The organism is Micromonospora sp. M71_S20 (assembly GCF_003664255.1).
Classification (GTDB): Bacteria; Actinomycetota; Actinomycetes; order Mycobacteriales; family Micromonosporaceae; genus Micromonospora.
Genome location: NZ_RCCV01000001.1, coordinates 1,292,801 through 1,307,287, shown reverse-complemented (window position 1 = coordinate 1,307,287; position 14,487 = coordinate 1,292,801). Strand labels below are relative to the sequence as shown.

The window sequence follows — 14,487 nt, the reverse complement described above, 5'->3', positions numbered from 1 at the left end:
TCCTCATGATCGACGCCGGGGTCGGGGGTGGGTGAGGGCTGTTAGAGTTCCGCTGCTCGTGGGTCGGGTGGGTGGGAGGGGGAGTGAGGATGGTGGTGCCGTTTCGTGACGCGCTGTCGCAGATGCTCAAGGCGCGCTTCCCGGTCCTCTACGTCGAGTCGTCCGAGGAACAGCGGGTGGTCGCCGAGGTCTGCGCCGTCGCCCAGGACGCCACCCTCGTCCGCACGCCCCGGGCGGTGTGGACCTGGTCGCTGACGACGGGGCTCGTGCAGCCCGACGGCGTCGCCCGCAAGGGCACCACCGACCCGGACGACGCGCTGGCCGCCGCGCTGCGCCTCGACCACCCCAGCGTGCTGATCTTCAAGGACCTGCACCCTGCGCACGGCGGCAGCGACCGGCCGGGCACCCCCGGCGTGGTCCGCCGGCTGCGGGACGTGGTGGCGGCGTTCAAGGCCGGCCCGGTGCCGCGCACCCTCGTCCTGGTCTCGCCGGTGCTGCACATCCCGGTGGAGCTGGAGAAGGACGTGACGATCGTCGACTTCCCGCTGCCCACCGAGACGGAGATCCGGCGGGTGCTCGACGGCATGATCGCCGCCAACTCCGCCGGCGGCCGGATCCGGATCGCGTTGGACGACCTCGGCCGGGAACGGCTCGCCAAGGCGGCCCTCGGGCTCACCCTGCACGAGGCGGAGAACGCGTTCGCCCGCGCCATGGTCAACGACGGCGTGCTCGACGGCAGCGACCTCGCCGTGGTGCACGAGGAGAAGCGGCAGACCGTACGCAAGTCGGGGCTGCTGGAGTTCGTCGACGCCCCGGTCGACCTCGCCGACGTCGGCGGGCTGGAGAACCTGAAGCGGTGGCTGGCCAAGCGGGACGGTTCCTGGCTGGCCGAGGCGGCGGCGTACGGGCTGCCCGCGCCCCGGGGCGTCCTGATCACCGGGGTGCCCGGCTGCGGCAAGTCGCTGACCGCGAAGGCGATCGCCTCGGCCTGGGGTCTGCCGCTGCTGCGGCTGGACGTCGGCCGGGTCTTCGCCGGGCTCGTCGGGTCGAGCGAGCAGAACATGCGCACCGCCATCCGGACCGCCGAGGCGACCGCGCCCTGCGTGCTGTGGATCGACGAGATCGAGAAGGGCTTCGTCGGCGGGGCCGGCGACTCCGGCACCTCCGCCCGGGTCTTCGGCTCCTTCCTGACCTGGATGCAGGAGAAGGCCCAGCCCGTCTTCGTCATCGCGACCGCCAACGACTTCGAGCGGCTGCCCCCGGAACTGCTCCGCAAGGGACGCTTCGACGAGATCTTCTTCGTCGACCTGCCGACCCGCGCGGAGCGGGCGTCGATCTGGCGAGTCCACCTCGCCCGGCGGCTGCGCAACCCGGCCGTCGCCGGCGCCCTGACGCTCGACGACGCCCTGCTCGGCGAACTCGCCGGGCTCAGCGAGGGCTACTCGGGGGCCGAGATCGAACAGGCCGTCGTCGGCGGGCTCTTCGACGCCTTCGCCGAACGGCGTCCGCTGCGCCGCGACGACCTGGTCCGGGCCCTGGTCAGCATGGTGCCGCTCAGCGTCACCCAGGCCGAACGCATCGACGCCGTACGCTCCTGGGCCGACGCCCGCGCCGTCGCCGCCACCGCCGCCGAGGACTGGGACCTCGGCGGTCGCCCCGCCGGCCCGAGCGGCTCCCGGCCCGGCGGTCCGGGGCAGCAACGGGGACAGGGCGGGCGAGCGGTCGAGTTCTAGTCTGTGGGTCGACACCGAGGGAAGGGCCCCGATGAGCGTCTCACTGATACTCCTGCCGCTGGCCGTCGCCGCCGTCGCCGCGACCCACGCCGCCACCGCCGGGCGGGACGGGGAGGGCCGCGTCGTCTGCGAGGTGCAGACCCGGATGCGGGACGAGACGCTGCTCGTCGCCGCGTTGGGCGACACCGGCGCGGTGGTCACCACCGAGCCGGATGCGATCATCGCGGACTGGGCCGAGGTGCGGGCCGGCTTCCGGCGCGGCGAGGACGGCATCTGGTCGGCGCACTTCACGGGCGAGGTCGACGAGCAGCGGGCCGTCGAGGCGGTCCGGGCCATCGACGCCGCGTACGGGCGGCAGGTCCAGCGGGCGGTGCTGGAGCGGCTGCGCGAGCAGGCCCCCGCCGCCGGGCTGCGGCTGGAGTCCGAACAGGTCACCGAGGACGCGAGCGTCCGTCTGGTGTTCGCCGTCGAGGGCAGGTCGTGATGGGCGGGCAGCCGCGGATCGTGGTCACCGTGACCAGCGAGGGCGTCGTGAGCGCCGAGACCAGGGACGTGCTCGGCGACGGCTGCCTCGACTACATCGCCGTGCTGGAGGACCTGCTGGCGGCCCGCACGGTACGCAGCGCGTACACCGCCGACCACGATCGGGCGGCCGTGGTCGCGCGGCAGGAGCAACGTGATGTCGAACGCGCCTAACCCCGGCTGGCCGCCCCCGGCCGTGTCCCGGCCGAGCGCGATGTGGCAGGTGTTGCAGAGCTGGTGGCTGCTGCTGCCTGTCCTCGGGTGCAGCTGCCTCGGCGGCTTCGGGTTCATCTACGTGGGCCTGCGGGCCCGGCGCGCGGCCTGGTGGATCCCCGGCATCGTCTACGCCGTGGTGGGCTGGGCGGCGTTCATCCTCGTCGGCGAGTCGGACGATAAGAGCGCCCTCAGCGACTGGGCGGTCGGCGCGCTCCTGGCCGTGTGGGTCGGCAGCATCCTGCACGCCGCGCTGATCAACCCGGCGTGGCTGCGCTGGCTCACCGACCGCCGGGCCAGGTCCGCGGCGGCGGGGGCGTGGCCCGGCGGCGCGTACCCGCTGGCTCCGCTGCCCGGAACGGCTCCCGCCGGCCCGATTCCCGCTCCCTACCCGGGCATGTCCCTGGCGTATCCGCCCGGGCCGCCGGCGGGGTACCCGTCCCCGGCGTACCCGCCCGCACCCCCACCGGGGTTCCCGCCCGCGTCGCCGTCCTACCCGGCCGCGTCGCCGGGACATCCGCCCGCGTCGCCGGCGTACCCGCCCGGATCGCCGGCCTATCCGCCGGGGTCGCCGGTGGGGTATCCGCCCGCGCCGGCGGGATATGCGCCGCCGGCGGCCGACCCGACGATGGTGCCGTACCAGCCCGTCGACCCCTTCGGGACCGGGCCGGTCGCCACGCCCGTGTCGCAGCCGGACCGGCCGGCCGCCGGGCAGCCGGCCCCGGGGCCGCTCGACGTCAACACGGCCGGGCCGGAGGCCCTCGCGTCGCTGCCCGGCTTCGACCCGCAGCGCGCCCGCCAGGTGCTGGCCGAGCGGGAGCGGCGCGGGTCCTTCGGCAGCCTGGCCGAGTTCGCCGCCGCCGCCGACCTGGCCCCCCACGAGTACGCGCGCCTGCGCGACGCCGTGGCCTGCCTCCCGCCCGTCGGGCCGGCGCCCGGGCAGCCGCCGCCCGGCCGGGTCCTCGATGTCTGACGACGGTCCCGGGCCCCGCCCTGCGGTCGGGGCGGAGGCGGTGTCGGTGGCCCGGTTCCTGTCCGCCACCCGTGCGGAGGGGCCGGGTGAGCGGACGGCCGTCTGGGTGCAGGGCTGCGCCATCCGCTGCCCCGGCTGCTTCAACCCGCACCTGTGGACCTTCCGGGGCGGGGAACGTGTCGCCCCCGCCGACCTGGTGCGCCGGGTGCTGGACGCCGGCACCGAGGGGCTGACGCTGCTGGGCGGCGAGCCCTTCGACCAGGCCGCCCCGCTGGCCGCCGTCGCCGCCGGGGTACGCGCCGCCGGGCGTTCGGTGATGACCTTCACCGGCTACACCGGGGCGCAGCTGCACCGGGCGGTCGACGCCGGCCGGGACGACGTCGCGGCGCTGCTGGCGGCGACCGACCTCCTCGTCGCCGGGCCGTTCCTGGCCGACCGGATCGACACCCGGCGACCCTGGGTGGGTTCCACCAACCAGGAGTTCGTGCTGCTCAGCGACCGCTTCCCGGGCCTGCTCGACGAGGTGTCGCGCAGCCCGGACCGGGTCGAGGTGACAGTCGACGCCGCCGGCCGGATCGCGGTGAACGGCTGGGCCGAGGTCGACGCCCTCGACGAGCTGCTGGCGTCGGTGACCGGCCGCAGCCCCGGCGGGCGGGCAGCTCCGGGCGCGGGTGACCGCCCCCGGTCCCGAGGGCGCGGGTGCCGCCCTCAGTCCCGGCGGGCCAGCGCCGAGCGCCGGTAGCCGTAGAGGGCGTAGATGACCGCGCCGATCAGGAACCAGACGGCGAAGCGCAGCCACGTCTCCGGGGCCAGGTAGGTGATCAGCCAGAGGGAGAAGGCCGCGCCCAGCGCCGGCACCACGGGCATGCCCGGCAGCCGGAAGGTGCGCGGCGCGTCGGGGCGGCGGTAGCGCAGCACGATCACCGCGACGCAGACCACCACGAAGGCCAGCAGGATGCCGATGTTGGTCAGCTCGGCCGCCTCCCGGATCGGCAGGAAGCCGGCGATCAGGGCCGAGCCCACGCCGACGATCCAGGTGACCCGGCTCGGCACCCGGCGGACCGGGTGCAGCTTGGCGAACCATCCCGGCAGCAGCCCGTCCCGGCTCATCGAGAACCACACCCGCGTGACGCCGAGCATGAAGGTGAACATCACGGTCAGGATGCCGATGATCGCGCCGACCGCGATCACGCTGGCCAGGCCGGAGAGCCCCACGGAGGCGAACGCGGAGGAGAAGCCGCTCTCCGGGTCGATGTCCCGGTAGTTCTGCATACCGGTCAGCACCAGGGTGGCCAGCACGTAGAGGACCATCGAGATCGCCAGCGAGTAGATGATCGCCTTGGGCATGTGCCGGCGGGCGTCCTTCGACTCCTCGGCGGCCGTGCTCATCGCGTCGTAGCCGAACACGGCGAAGAAGACCGTGGCCGCGCCGGTGAACGCCCCGCCCAGCCCGAAGGGGAAGAACGGCGAGTAGTTCTCGGTGCGGATGTGGAAGAAGCCGACCACGACGACCAGCAGCACCACGGCGATCTTCAACCCGACGACGATCGTCTCGAAGCGGGCGGCGGACTTGATCCCGAGGTTCAGCAGGAACGCGATGAACAGGCAGAGAACCACCGCGAACAGGTCGACCACCCGTCCCTCGCCGGTGCCCGGGGCGCCGAGCATCCAGGCCGGCAGGTCCACCCCCAGCTCGCCCACCAGGAACGAGAAGTAGCCGGAGATGCCGATCGCCACCACGGCCACGATCGCGGTGTACTCCAGCAGCAGGTCCCAGCCGATGAACCAGCCCACCGCCTCGCCGAGCACCGCGTACCCGTAGGTGTAGGCCGAGCCGGCCTTTGGGATCATGCCGGCGAACTCGGCGTACGACAGGGCCGCCGCCGCGCTGGCGAGCCCCGCGATCAGGAACGAGACCAGCACGGCCGGGCCGGCGGTCTCGCTCGCCACGGCACCGGCCAGGGCGAAGATGCCCGCGCCGATGATGCCGCCCACCCCGATGGCGGTGAGCTGCCAGAGCCCGAGGGAACGCGCGAGCCCGTCCCCGGTCTCGTCGGCGATCTCCTCGACCGGCTTGCGGCGGAAGATGCCCGTGCCGCCGCCCGCCGTCCGTCCCGTGGAGGTCATCGCCGTCCCCCTTCCCGACCCGCCCGACGTGCCCGACCCGCCGGCTGCGATGCCCGTGCGGGTACCCGCGAACGACGCCGGTAAATCTCCAACGAGGACACCGGGGCCGGGATGCGGCAGCGGGCTCACTCGGCGATCGGCAGCACGACCTCGTTGTGGCGCAGGAACCACGGCTTCCACGGCGGATCGAAGCGCGCGTACCGGACCGCGCCGGTGGGGCGCAGCCCGGCCGCGGTGACCGCGCGGCCCAGCGCCGTCGCCCGCCGGTCGAACGCGCGGGCCGTCCAGCGGCCCGCGAAGCGCGTCGCGGCGGCGAGCTGTTCCGGCACCATCCGGGTGCGCACCCGGGGGTCCGTCGGCTCGGGCAGCGTGTCGGGGGTGAGGCCCGCCGGCATCACGAGCCACACCAGCCAGTGGCCCGGTCGGTCCCCCTCCTCCTGCACGAACGGGACCGTCAGGGCGACCGGCTCCGGGCCCGTCCCCCGGGCGGTCGCCCGCCGGGTGCGGTTGGCGCCGCGCAGGTACGCGCCGAGCGGCGCGAAGGCGTCCCGGGCGGCCTGCTCGAACGCGCCCTCCGCCCGCACCTCGGCGACCAGGTGGGCCGGGTAGCGGCGCAGCTCGAAGCCGGGGTGCCGGGCCACCACCCGGTACGGCTGCTGCTCGGTCATCGCGCGCTCCCCGTGCCCCGGGCCCCGTCGGGAGCAACGCTACCGGCCCTCGACCTCCGGCTCAGCCGAAGTCGCGTCCTGCGGCCGGGGGTGCGGGGCGGCCCGGGTCAGCCGCCAGTACTGCCGCCGGCCGTCGTCGCGGACCACCACCCCGGTGCGGCCGAGCTCGCCGCGCAGCTCCCGGGCCTCGCCGCCCCGGTCGGCGTCGAGGGCCCGCTGCCGGGCCCGCAGCAGCGCGTCCGCGCCGGTCGGCAGCCCGGGCAGGCCCGGCACCCAACGCCGGTACGCGTCCCGGTGCGGGTCGCCGTCGGTCCACGGCCAGCCGTGCGCGCGGAAGGCGTCGCGCAGCCGGTCGACGGCCAGGTCCGACCGCTCCCGGACCAGCTCCTCGTCGTCCGCGCCGAGCAGCACCAGGTCCTTGCCGTCGACGAAGACGGCGCGCACCGGTCGCCGGTCGACCTGCCGGTCCGTGCGGTCGCGGCGCAGCCGGACCCGTGCGGTGTCGACGGTGACGGCGAGCCGCTCGGCGGTGCCGACGGCGGCGACCAGCAGGCCGCCCAGCGTGCCGAGAGCCAGCCCGCCGATGCCGGCCTGCGGGTCCGGCAGCCGGGCCACCAGCTCGAACAGGTCCCGCGCGGGGGCCCAGGGCAGCCCGGCGACCCACTCCGCGCCCGCGACGAGCAGCCACCCGGCGCCCGCGCCGAGCGCCGGGATGCCGCCCCAGAGGACCGCCAGTTCCGCCGCGCCGCCGTCGACGACGGTGGGGGCGCCGTAGCCGTCCACCGTCAGGACACCTCGCGCCGCAGCGTGCGGACCAGCCCCGCGACCAGCGGCACGGCCAGCCAGACCAGCAGCGACACGGCGAAGCGTCCCCACTGCCCGGCGGTCACGTCCGGCGTGAGCAGCGGCTCCATGGTCCGGCCCGTGTCGAGCCAGCCCGCCGGGCCGCGCAGCGGCCGGATCATCTCGCCGAGGATCGACCAGAGGGTCGGCAGCAGCAGGAAGCCGACGATCGCCACCGGGGTGTTGAGCAGCAGCAGGCCGAAGCCGGCCCCCATCAGCACGTTGGCCACCTGGAGCACCACGGCGTGCAGCACCAGGGCCCACTCCATGCGCCAGGTGCCGGCGCCGCCGGTGGCCCCGGCGACCAGCGTGCCGGCGGCGGCCACGCCGAGGCTCACCAGCACCGACGCCAGGGCCGCCAGCACCATCGCGGCCAGCTTCGCGACGATCACCCGGCCCCGCCGGGGCACCAGGGCGAACGTGGTGAGCGCCGTGCGCTGCGACCACTCCCCGGTGATCGACAGGATGCCCAGCACGGGCAGCAGCAGCCCGATCGGCAGCAGCGAGGAGAGGAAGAAGTTGGCGAAGGTCTGCGCGGCGTCGTCCGTCCAGATCAACTGGACCACCACGAGGGCGGCGGCGAGCAGCCCGATGGTGATCAGCAGCCAGAGCCCGGCCCGGGTGTCGACGAGCTTGCGCAGCTCCACGCCGGTGAGCCGGAGCAGCGACGGCCGGCGTACGTCGGAATGGCGCGCAGGTGCGGCGGCGGTGGGCGGGCTGGCGGTGGTGGCGGTGGTCATCGGACGGCCTCCTGGGTCGACGCGCCGGCGGTCAGGGTGAGGAAGAGCTGTTCCAGGCCGCCGCTGCCGGCCGACCGCAGTTCGGTGAGGGCGACGCCGGCGTCGGCGGCGGCCTGCCCGACCGCCTCGGCGTCGGCGTGGACCAGCAGCCCCTCGGTGCCCTCGGTGACGGCCAGCCCGGCCCGCTCCAGCGCGCCGCGCAGCGCGCCGGCGTCCCGGGCCCGCACCAGCGTCCCGCCGCCGGCCAGCAACTCGGTCTTGTCGCCCTGGGCCACGATCCGGCCGCCCCCGATGACCACCAGCCGGTCCGCGACCGCCTCCACCTCGCGCAGCAGGTGGGAGGAGAGCAGCACGGTGCCGCCCCGGTCGGCGAAGTCGCGCAGCAGGCCGCGCATCCAGAAGATCCCCTCCGGGTCCAGGCCGTTGGCCGGCTCGTCGAGGATCAGCACCCGGGGGTCGCCCAGCAGGGCGTGCGCCAGGCCGAGCCGCTGCCGCATCCCCAGCGAGTACGCCCGGAGGCGGCGCTTCGCCGCAACCTCGTTCAGCCCGACCAGGTCGAGCTTGGTGGCGACCTGCCGGCGGTCCACGCCCATGGTCGCCGCGGCCACGGTGAGCGCCTCCCGCCCGGTGCGTCCGGCGTGCTGGGCCGAGGCGTCCAGCAGCACGCCCACCTCCCGCCCGGGGTTGGGCAGTTCCCGGTACGGCCGGCCGCCGACCGTCGCACCGCCGCCGCTGGGCGGCGTGAGCCCGCAGATCATTCGCATGGTGGTGGACTTGCCGGCGCCGTTCGGCCCCAGGAAGCCGGTGACGGTGCCCGGCTCGCAGCGGAACGACACGTCGTCGACGGCGGTGTGCCGCCCGTACCGTTTGGTGAGGTGTTCCACGCTGATCATGCCGGTCACGCTGCCGGAGCCACCCGGTCACCCGCTGCGGCCGACGGTCTCGTCCGGCGGCTACCTTGGTCGACGCCAGGGTCTCGACTTTGGTAGCTGGTCGGCCCGCCGGGCGGCTGCCTAGCATGGGTCGCGTGACCAGTGCCGCCGTCCCGGAGCATCCCTGGCTGCTGCCGGGGGCGCTGAGCGTCGACCCGGCGGCCCGGGCGGGGCGGGCACCCCGCCGCACCACCCGCGACTGGGTGGTGGACGGCCTCTGCTTCCTGCTCTCCCTCGGCTGGGTCCTGCTCGCCACGGCAGACGCGGCCGCGCCCGACCCCGAGTTCGCCACCCCGCTCCCGCAGCGCTGGATGGTCCCGGTCGACGCCCTGCTCGGGCTCGTCTGCTGCGCGCTGCTCTGGGTGCGGCGCCGGTGGCCGCTGGGGCTCGCCGTCGCGACCACGCCGCTCACCCTGTTCTCGATGGCGGCGGCGGTCCCGCTGCTGATCATCTACTTCACCGTCGTGGTGCACCGCCGCACGGCCGTCGCGCTGGCGGTGACCGCCGCCGGCCTGGTCACCAACTTCGCCTTCAGCTACCTGCGCCCGGATCCCCACATGCCGTACTGGGTCACGACCGCCTGGGGGGTGGTGCTCAGCCTCTCCGTGCTGGCGTGGGGCATGTTCGTCCGGGCCCGGCGGCAGCTCGTCGTGTCGCTGCGCGAGCGCGCCGAGCGGGCCGAGGCGGAGCAGCAGTTGCGGGTGGCGCGGGCCCGGCACCTGGAGCGCACCCGGATCGCCCGCGAGATGCACGACGTGCTGGCACACCGGATCTCGCTGCTCAGCCTGCACGCCGGCGCCCTGGAGTTCCGGCCGGACGCGCCGCCGGAGGAGGTGGCGCGGGCGGCCGGGGTGATCCGGGGCAGCGCCCACGCCGCGTTGCAGGATCTGCGCGAGGTGATCGGGGTGCTCCGCGCGGAGACCACCGCCGAGGCGGATCCCGAGCGCCCGCAGCCCACCCTGGGCGACCTGCCCGCGCTCGTCGAGGAGTCCCGGTCGGCCGGGGCGCGGATCGGCGTCCGCGAGGTGGTCACCTCGGCGGAACGGGTGCCCGCGGCGGTGGGGCGCAGCGTCTACCGGATCGTGCAGGAGGGGCTCACCAACGCCCGCAAGCACGCGGCCGGCGCGGCGGTCACCGTCGACGTGGCCGGTGCCCCCGGCGACGGGCTGACCGTGGAGATCCGCAACCGGTGGCCGGTCGGCGGCATCGCCGGCCCGGAGATCCCCGGGGCCGGCACCGGGCTGGTCGGCATCGCGGAGCGGGTCAGCCTGGCCGGCGGCCGGCTGGAGTACGGGCGGGACGACGCGGGCGACTTCCGGCTGGCCGCCTGGCTGCCGTGGCCGGCGTGACCGGCGGGCCGGGGCCCGACCCCGACCGGCCGGTGCGGGTGCTGATCGTCGACGACGACGCGCTGGTCCGGGCCGGCCTGTCGATGATCCTCGGCGGGGTGCCGGACCTGCTCGTGGTCGGGGAGGCCGCCGACGGCAGCGAGGTGCCCGCCGCCGTGGCCGCCTGCGCGCCGGACGTGGTGCTGATGGACATCCGCATGCCCCGGCTCGACGGTCTCGCGGCCACCGAGGCGCTGCGCGCGTCGCCCGACCCGCCGGAGGTGCTGGTGCTGACCACCTTCGACGCCGACGAGCAGGTGCTCCGGGCGCTGCGGGCCGGGGCCGGCGGCTTCCTGCTCAAGGACACCCCGCCGGCCGAGATCGTGCGGGCGGTGCACCGGGTGGCGGCGGGCGAGGCGACGCTCTCCCCGGCGGTGACCCGCCGGCTGATCGACCACGTGACCGCGCCGGGCGCGGCGGGTGGCCCCGACCCGCGCCGGGAGCGGGCGCTGCGGCAGCTCGCCGGGCTCAGCGAGCGGGAGCACGAGGTCGCGGTCGCGCTCGGGCGCGGCCGGACGAACGCGGAGATCGCCGCCGAGCTGTTCATGAGCGTCGCGACCGTCAAGGCGTACGTGTCACGGCTGCTGGTGAAGCTCGGCCTGAACAACCGGGTCCAGGTCGCCCTGCTGGTGCACGACGCCGGCCTCGTCTGAGGCGGGATTGAACCTTTCGGGGCCGGGGGCCGTACCAGTCGCCGAGGATGCGGTGCGGCGGGTCAGCCGTGCCGCTGCCGGAGCCGCGGGAGGCCTGCCGTGCGGGTTGGTGAGCAGTCGACGGATCCCATCGACCAGATCCTGGGCGAGGTGCCGGTGCCGGCGCCGCTGACCCCCGAGGACGTCCGGCTCGCGGTCCGGGCGGTGGTGGTGCACGCCGCCGAGGAGTGGCCGGCCGGCCCGCTGTGCCGCAACGACGGCGCGACGTACCCGTGCCGGCTGCACCGCTGGGGTCGGCGGGTGCTGGAGCGGCACGGGCTCAACGAGCGGCAGATCGACGCCCTGGTGCGGCACGGCAATCCCTTCGTGCACGTGCCGTTCCCGTTCACGGTGACCGGCCCCGCGCCGACCACCCGCGCACCACGTACCACCGCCGGGCACCCGGGCGGCCCGCGCGCGGTCGCGCCCGGCGCCCGTCCCGCCGGCCCCGGCCGGCCGGTGGCTCCCCCCGCCACCGCGCCGCGCTGGCCCCGGGCGAGCTGAGCGGGGGTACGCCGGCACGACCGCCGGCCCCGGGCACGCCGAGCGGAGGTACGCCCGCCGACGCGACCGGGGGAGACGACGCCGGCCCGGTGCGCGGGGTTCCCACCCGCGCCCGGGCCGGCGTCGTCGTCCGGCCGGCTCAGTCGTTGCCGGCGCCGATCCCGCAGTCCGGCGCGGACCAACTGGTGGTGTTCGGGGTGTTGTCGCTGTTGTTCTCCCGCCGCGAGTCCACGTGCACGTGGTCGTCGTGGTCCGGGTAGCCGGGACCGTAGATCCCGCTGAAGCCCCGGTTGCGGGCGTCGCGGGCGATCTGGCACAGCGAGCTGGTGCGCGACACCACGTCGGCGGCGTTGCCGTAGAGGTGCTGGCTGTCGGACGCCCCGCCGACCTGGTCGTTGCAGGCGCGGCTGCGGAAGCCGCTGCTGACGCGCAGCGGCTTGTCGCCGAGGCTGCGCCGCATCGCCTCCAGCTTCCACATCGTGCGCAGCGCGTTCTGCCGGGTCTGCGCGGCGGAGAGCGGGCCGCCGGTCCAGCCGCCGCGACCGCAGCCGTCGTCCATCTCGCTGTAGCTGAAGTGCCGCGGCGTGCAGTCGTCGTCCTGGAGGGCGTAGAGCTTGCCGTACGTCTGCGGTCCGGCGACGCCGTCGGCGCGCAGCCCGTACGCGGCCTGGAAGCGCTTGACGGCGGCGGCGGTCTTCGGTCCGTAGCGGCCGTCGTTCTCCACGATGTCCCGGTTGCCGGCCCACCCGGCCACCCGGATCTGCAACTGGCGGACGTCGTCGCCGGAGCGCCCCTGGTAGAGGTTGCGCTGCCACGTGTAGCAGCCGTCGGCATGGGCCGCTGGCGCGGCGACCACCGTGGCGACAGCGGCAGCCGGCAACGCCAGGGCGAATGCGACAGCCGCCCGTTTCAGGGTGTTAACGCGCACAGAAGTCCTCCCGATAGGAGTGGGAATGGGGTGGCATCCGGGACATCGGCCTGGCCGTCCCGCATTTCCACAGTGGCAGGCCGACGGGCGGTTCGCGGCAATTAACAAGAATTGTCCTCACGATTCGCCGTTCCTGGGTGTGCCTGGGCATTACGCGAATTGCCAAACGCCCATTGATCGGCAACGGGCCACAGCAGAGCGCGAACGGCACGCAAAGGCGCAGTACGGCACACGCCGGGTGATGTTCTCCCGCCGGTCCGACCCGGTAACGTCAGCGCCGGCGGGACCGGGGGAGGGGGCGACATGGCACGTGGTGGCGTCTTCTGCATCGAGGGTCAGTGGCACCGCGACCTCAACGAGCGCGGCTCCGTCCTGCCCACCCTGGAACTGCTCGAACGGCTCGGAAAGATCCGCTTCATCCACAAGGACGCGGCCACCCGCGACGAGCTGTTCTACTTCCTCGACCGCTGGCTGCTCAAGCAGTACGCCGACCACCGCGTCGGCTTCTTCGCCATGCACGGCGAGCCGAGCCGGCTCTGCCTCACCGACTGGGAATCGGTGGCGCTCGCCGACGTCGCCGAGCTGATGGCGGGCCGCTGCGAGGGCCGACGGCTCTATTTCGGCAGCTGTTCGGTGCTGCGGGCCTCCGACGCGGTGCTGCGGGACTTCCTCGACGCCACCGGAGCGGCCCTGATCTGCGGATACACCCGCGAGGTGGACTGGGTCGAGTCGGCCGCCTTCGAAACCGTCCTGCTCGACGTGCTGGCCAACGGGCAGCGCCACAACGCCGCCGAGCTGCGGATGGGCTCCGCGCACTGGGCGCCGCTCGCCTCGTACCTCGGATTCCGGGTGATCTACGCCAACGGCCGCGCCTGGCGGCCCTCGGTCCGCCCCCGGGTGCCGGCCCAGCCCGCCGCCGGCCGCGCCGCCCCGCGCCCCCACTGAGGCCGCCGGGCACGCGCGACCGGAGGCGCGGCGCCCCGTCCCGCCCGGTGCGGTCGCCGGGCGGCGGTCGCCCTGGTAGGAACGAACGATGGCACGCAGCATCGCGACGAACACCCGGGTCGACCGGGCCGAGCTGACCGAGTTCCTCCGGCCACGGCACCGGGTGGTGCTGATCACCACCCGCGCCGACGGTCGGCCGCAGTCGTCCCCGGTCTCCGCCGGGGTGGACGGCGACGGGCGGTTGGTGATCTCCACCTATCCCGAGCGGGCCAAGGTCGCCAACGTCCGCAGCGACCCACGGGTGTCGGCCTGCGTGCTCTCCGACGACTGGAACGGCCCGTGGGTGCAGGTCGACGGCACCGCCGAGGTGCTGGACCTGCCGGAGGCGCTGGAGCCGCTGGTGGACTACTTCCGCTGCATCTCCGGCGAGCACCCGGACTGGGACGAGTACCGGGCGGCGATGCTCCGGCAGGGCAAGTCGCTGATCCGGGTCACCATCGAGTCGTGGGGCCCGATCGCCACCGGCGGCTTCCCCGCCCGCCTCGCCGACTGACGACCCGCCCGCCGACCCGCTGTCCCGCGCCGCCGTGGGTCACCGCGAGTGCCCGGGCCGCCGCCGCCCGGGCCGCCCTCAGTACGCGGCGGTGAAGCGGGCGTTCTCGTGGCGTGGCTGTTCGATCTCGTCCACGATCGCCACCGCCAGGTCCTCGTAGCTGAGCACCGAGCGGCCCTCGTGGTCGGTCACCGGCTGGTCGCCGCCGGTGCGGTAGTGCCCCGTGCGCTCGCCCGGATGGAACTCCAGCGGCGGCGGGGAGACGTACGTCCAGCTCACCCCGTCGGCCGAGGCGCGGTAGAAGTCGAGGGCGTCGGCCTGCCCCATGGCCGCGTCGCGGTACTCCTCGGGGAAGTCCGGCTCGTCGAGGTAGCGGGTGCCCTTCGGGGTGAGCAGCGTCGACCCGCCGCCCACGTGGATGATCCGCGGCGCGGCCGGCATCCCGCGCAGCACGCCGACCAGGTTCCGCGCCGCGTCGAGCCACAGATCGTGTCCGCCGCCGCCGATCGCCACCACCATGGCGTCCGTGTCGGGCGCCAACTCCCGTACGCTCCGCTCGCTGGTGGCGTCCCCGGTGACCACCGTGACCGCCGGCGGCAGGTACGAGGTGGCCTCCGGCCGGCGTACCGCCGCGGTGACCCGGTGCCCCCGGCCGACCGCCTCGGCGGTGATCCGCGACCCCGCGGTGCCACCCGCGCCGAACACGACGATGTTGCTCATGGCCGA

At 75.1% G+C, this 14,487-nt stretch carries 16 protein-coding genes and 1 pseudogene; 10 read left to right on the top strand and 7 right to left on the bottom strand.

Annotation, left to right across the window (positions count from 1 at the left end):
- Positions 1 to 89: 89 nt before the first annotated feature.
- Genes DER29_RS05765 through DER29_RS05745 form a run of 5 tightly spaced genes read left to right on the top strand, consistent with a single transcriptional unit; the run spans position 90 to position 4,183 of the window.
- Positions 90 to 1,733, top strand: a complete 1,644-nt coding sequence (locus DER29_RS05765; RefSeq protein WP_121396380.1) for an AAA family ATPase — start codon at positions 90 to 92, stop codon at positions 1,731 to 1,733.
- Positions 1,734 to 1,764: 31 nt separating this feature from the next.
- Positions 1,765 to 2,217 (top strand): hypothetical protein, encoded by a 453-nt coding sequence (locus DER29_RS05760; RefSeq protein ID WP_121396379.1) that lies wholly within the window; start codon positions 1,765 to 1,767, stop codon positions 2,215 to 2,217.
- Complete coding sequence (locus DER29_RS05755; protein WP_121396378.1) at positions 2,217 to 2,429, top strand: DUF2997 domain-containing protein; 213 nt, start codon at positions 2,217 to 2,219, stop codon at positions 2,427 to 2,429. The genes DER29_RS05760 and DER29_RS05755 overlap by 1 nt, the downstream gene beginning before the upstream one ends.
- Positions 2,413 to 3,441 (top strand): helix-hairpin-helix domain-containing protein, encoded by a 1,029-nt coding sequence (locus DER29_RS05750; RefSeq protein ID WP_148709982.1) that lies wholly within the window; start codon positions 2,413 to 2,415, stop codon positions 3,439 to 3,441. Before DER29_RS05755 ends, DER29_RS05750 begins: the two co-directional genes overlap by 17 nt.
- The gene (locus DER29_RS05745) at positions 3,434 to 4,183 is read left to right on the top strand and encodes a 4Fe-4S cluster-binding domain-containing protein (protein ID WP_121396376.1); all 750 of its coding nucleotides are present in this window, start codon (positions 3,434 to 3,436) and stop codon (positions 4,181 to 4,183) included. The genes DER29_RS05750 and DER29_RS05745 overlap by 8 nt, the downstream gene beginning before the upstream one ends.
- Here the strand turns inward: DER29_RS05745 and DER29_RS05740 are convergent.
- From DER29_RS05740 to DER29_RS05720, 5 genes are all read right to left on the bottom strand, one after another.
- Positions 4,150 to 5,568 (bottom strand): amino acid permease, encoded by a 1,419-nt coding sequence (locus DER29_RS05740; protein ID WP_121396375.1) that lies wholly within the window; start codon positions 5,566 to 5,568, stop codon positions 4,150 to 4,152. The genes DER29_RS05745 and DER29_RS05740 overlap by 34 nt on opposite strands.
- A 125-nt stretch (positions 5,569 to 5,693) precedes the next feature.
- Positions 5,694 to 6,236, bottom strand: a complete 543-nt coding sequence (locus DER29_RS05735; RefSeq protein ID WP_121396374.1) for a heme-binding protein — start codon at positions 6,234 to 6,236, stop codon at positions 5,694 to 5,696.
- Positions 6,237 to 6,275: 39 nt separating this feature from the next.
- The gene (locus DER29_RS05730) at positions 6,276 to 7,019 is read right to left on the bottom strand and encodes a hypothetical protein (protein ID WP_121396373.1); all 744 of its coding nucleotides are present in this window, start codon (positions 7,017 to 7,019) and stop codon (positions 6,276 to 6,278) included.
- Between the two features lie 2 nt (positions 7,020 to 7,021).
- Positions 7,022 to 7,819 (bottom strand): ABC transporter permease subunit, encoded by a 798-nt coding sequence (locus tag DER29_RS05725; protein ID WP_121396372.1) that lies wholly within the window; start codon positions 7,817 to 7,819, stop codon positions 7,022 to 7,024.
- Complete coding sequence (locus DER29_RS05720; RefSeq protein WP_121399034.1) at positions 7,816 to 8,712, bottom strand: ABC transporter ATP-binding protein; 897 nt, start codon at positions 8,710 to 8,712, stop codon at positions 7,816 to 7,818. The genes DER29_RS05725 and DER29_RS05720 overlap by 4 nt, the downstream gene beginning before the upstream one ends.
- 134 nt (positions 8,713 to 8,846) lie before the next feature.
- Here DER29_RS05720 and DER29_RS05715 point away from each other — a divergent pair, with 134 nt between their 5' ends.
- The 3 genes from DER29_RS05715 (at position 8,847) to DER29_RS05705 (ending at position 11,335) form a co-directional block, all read left to right on the top strand.
- The gene (locus tag DER29_RS05715) at positions 8,847 to 10,100 is read left to right on the top strand and encodes a sensor histidine kinase (RefSeq protein WP_121399033.1); all 1,254 of its coding nucleotides are present in this window, start codon (positions 8,847 to 8,849) and stop codon (positions 10,098 to 10,100) included.
- Positions 10,079 to 10,792: a response regulator transcription factor gene (locus tag DER29_RS05710; protein WP_121399032.1), complete on the top strand. Its 714-nt coding sequence runs from the start codon at positions 10,079 to 10,081 to the stop codon at positions 10,790 to 10,792. Before DER29_RS05715 ends, DER29_RS05710 begins: the two co-directional genes overlap by 22 nt.
- A gap of 99 nt (positions 10,793 to 10,891) precedes the next feature.
- A complete protein-coding gene (locus DER29_RS05705; RefSeq protein WP_121396371.1) occupies positions 10,892 to 11,335 on the top strand; it encodes a hypothetical protein in 444 nt (147 codons plus the stop codon).
- Positions 11,336 to 11,474: 139 nt separating this feature from the next.
- On the opposite strand, the gene DER29_RS05700 is transcribed toward DER29_RS05705, so the two are convergent.
- Positions 11,475 to 12,263, bottom strand: a complete 789-nt coding sequence (locus tag DER29_RS05700; RefSeq protein ID WP_121396370.1) for a D-Ala-D-Ala carboxypeptidase family metallohydrolase — start codon at positions 12,261 to 12,263, stop codon at positions 11,475 to 11,477.
- A 303-nt stretch (positions 12,264 to 12,566) separates the two neighbouring features.
- Between DER29_RS05700 and DER29_RS05695 the strand changes: the two are divergent.
- Positions 12,567 to 13,213, top strand: a pseudogene (locus DER29_RS05695) (hypothetical protein); the annotation flags it as partial.
- Between the two features lie 83 nt (positions 13,214 to 13,296).
- Positions 13,297 to 13,761 (top strand): PPOX class F420-dependent oxidoreductase, encoded by a 465-nt coding sequence (locus DER29_RS05690; protein ID WP_121396368.1) that lies wholly within the window; start codon positions 13,297 to 13,299, stop codon positions 13,759 to 13,761.
- A 78-nt stretch (positions 13,762 to 13,839) separates the two neighbouring features.
- Here the strand turns inward: DER29_RS05690 and DER29_RS05685 are convergent, their stop codons facing one another.
- Positions 13,840 to 14,481 (bottom strand): NAD(P)-dependent oxidoreductase, encoded by a 642-nt coding sequence (locus DER29_RS05685; protein ID WP_121396367.1) that lies wholly within the window; start codon positions 14,479 to 14,481, stop codon positions 13,840 to 13,842.
- Positions 14,482 to 14,487: the final 6 nt, after the last annotated feature.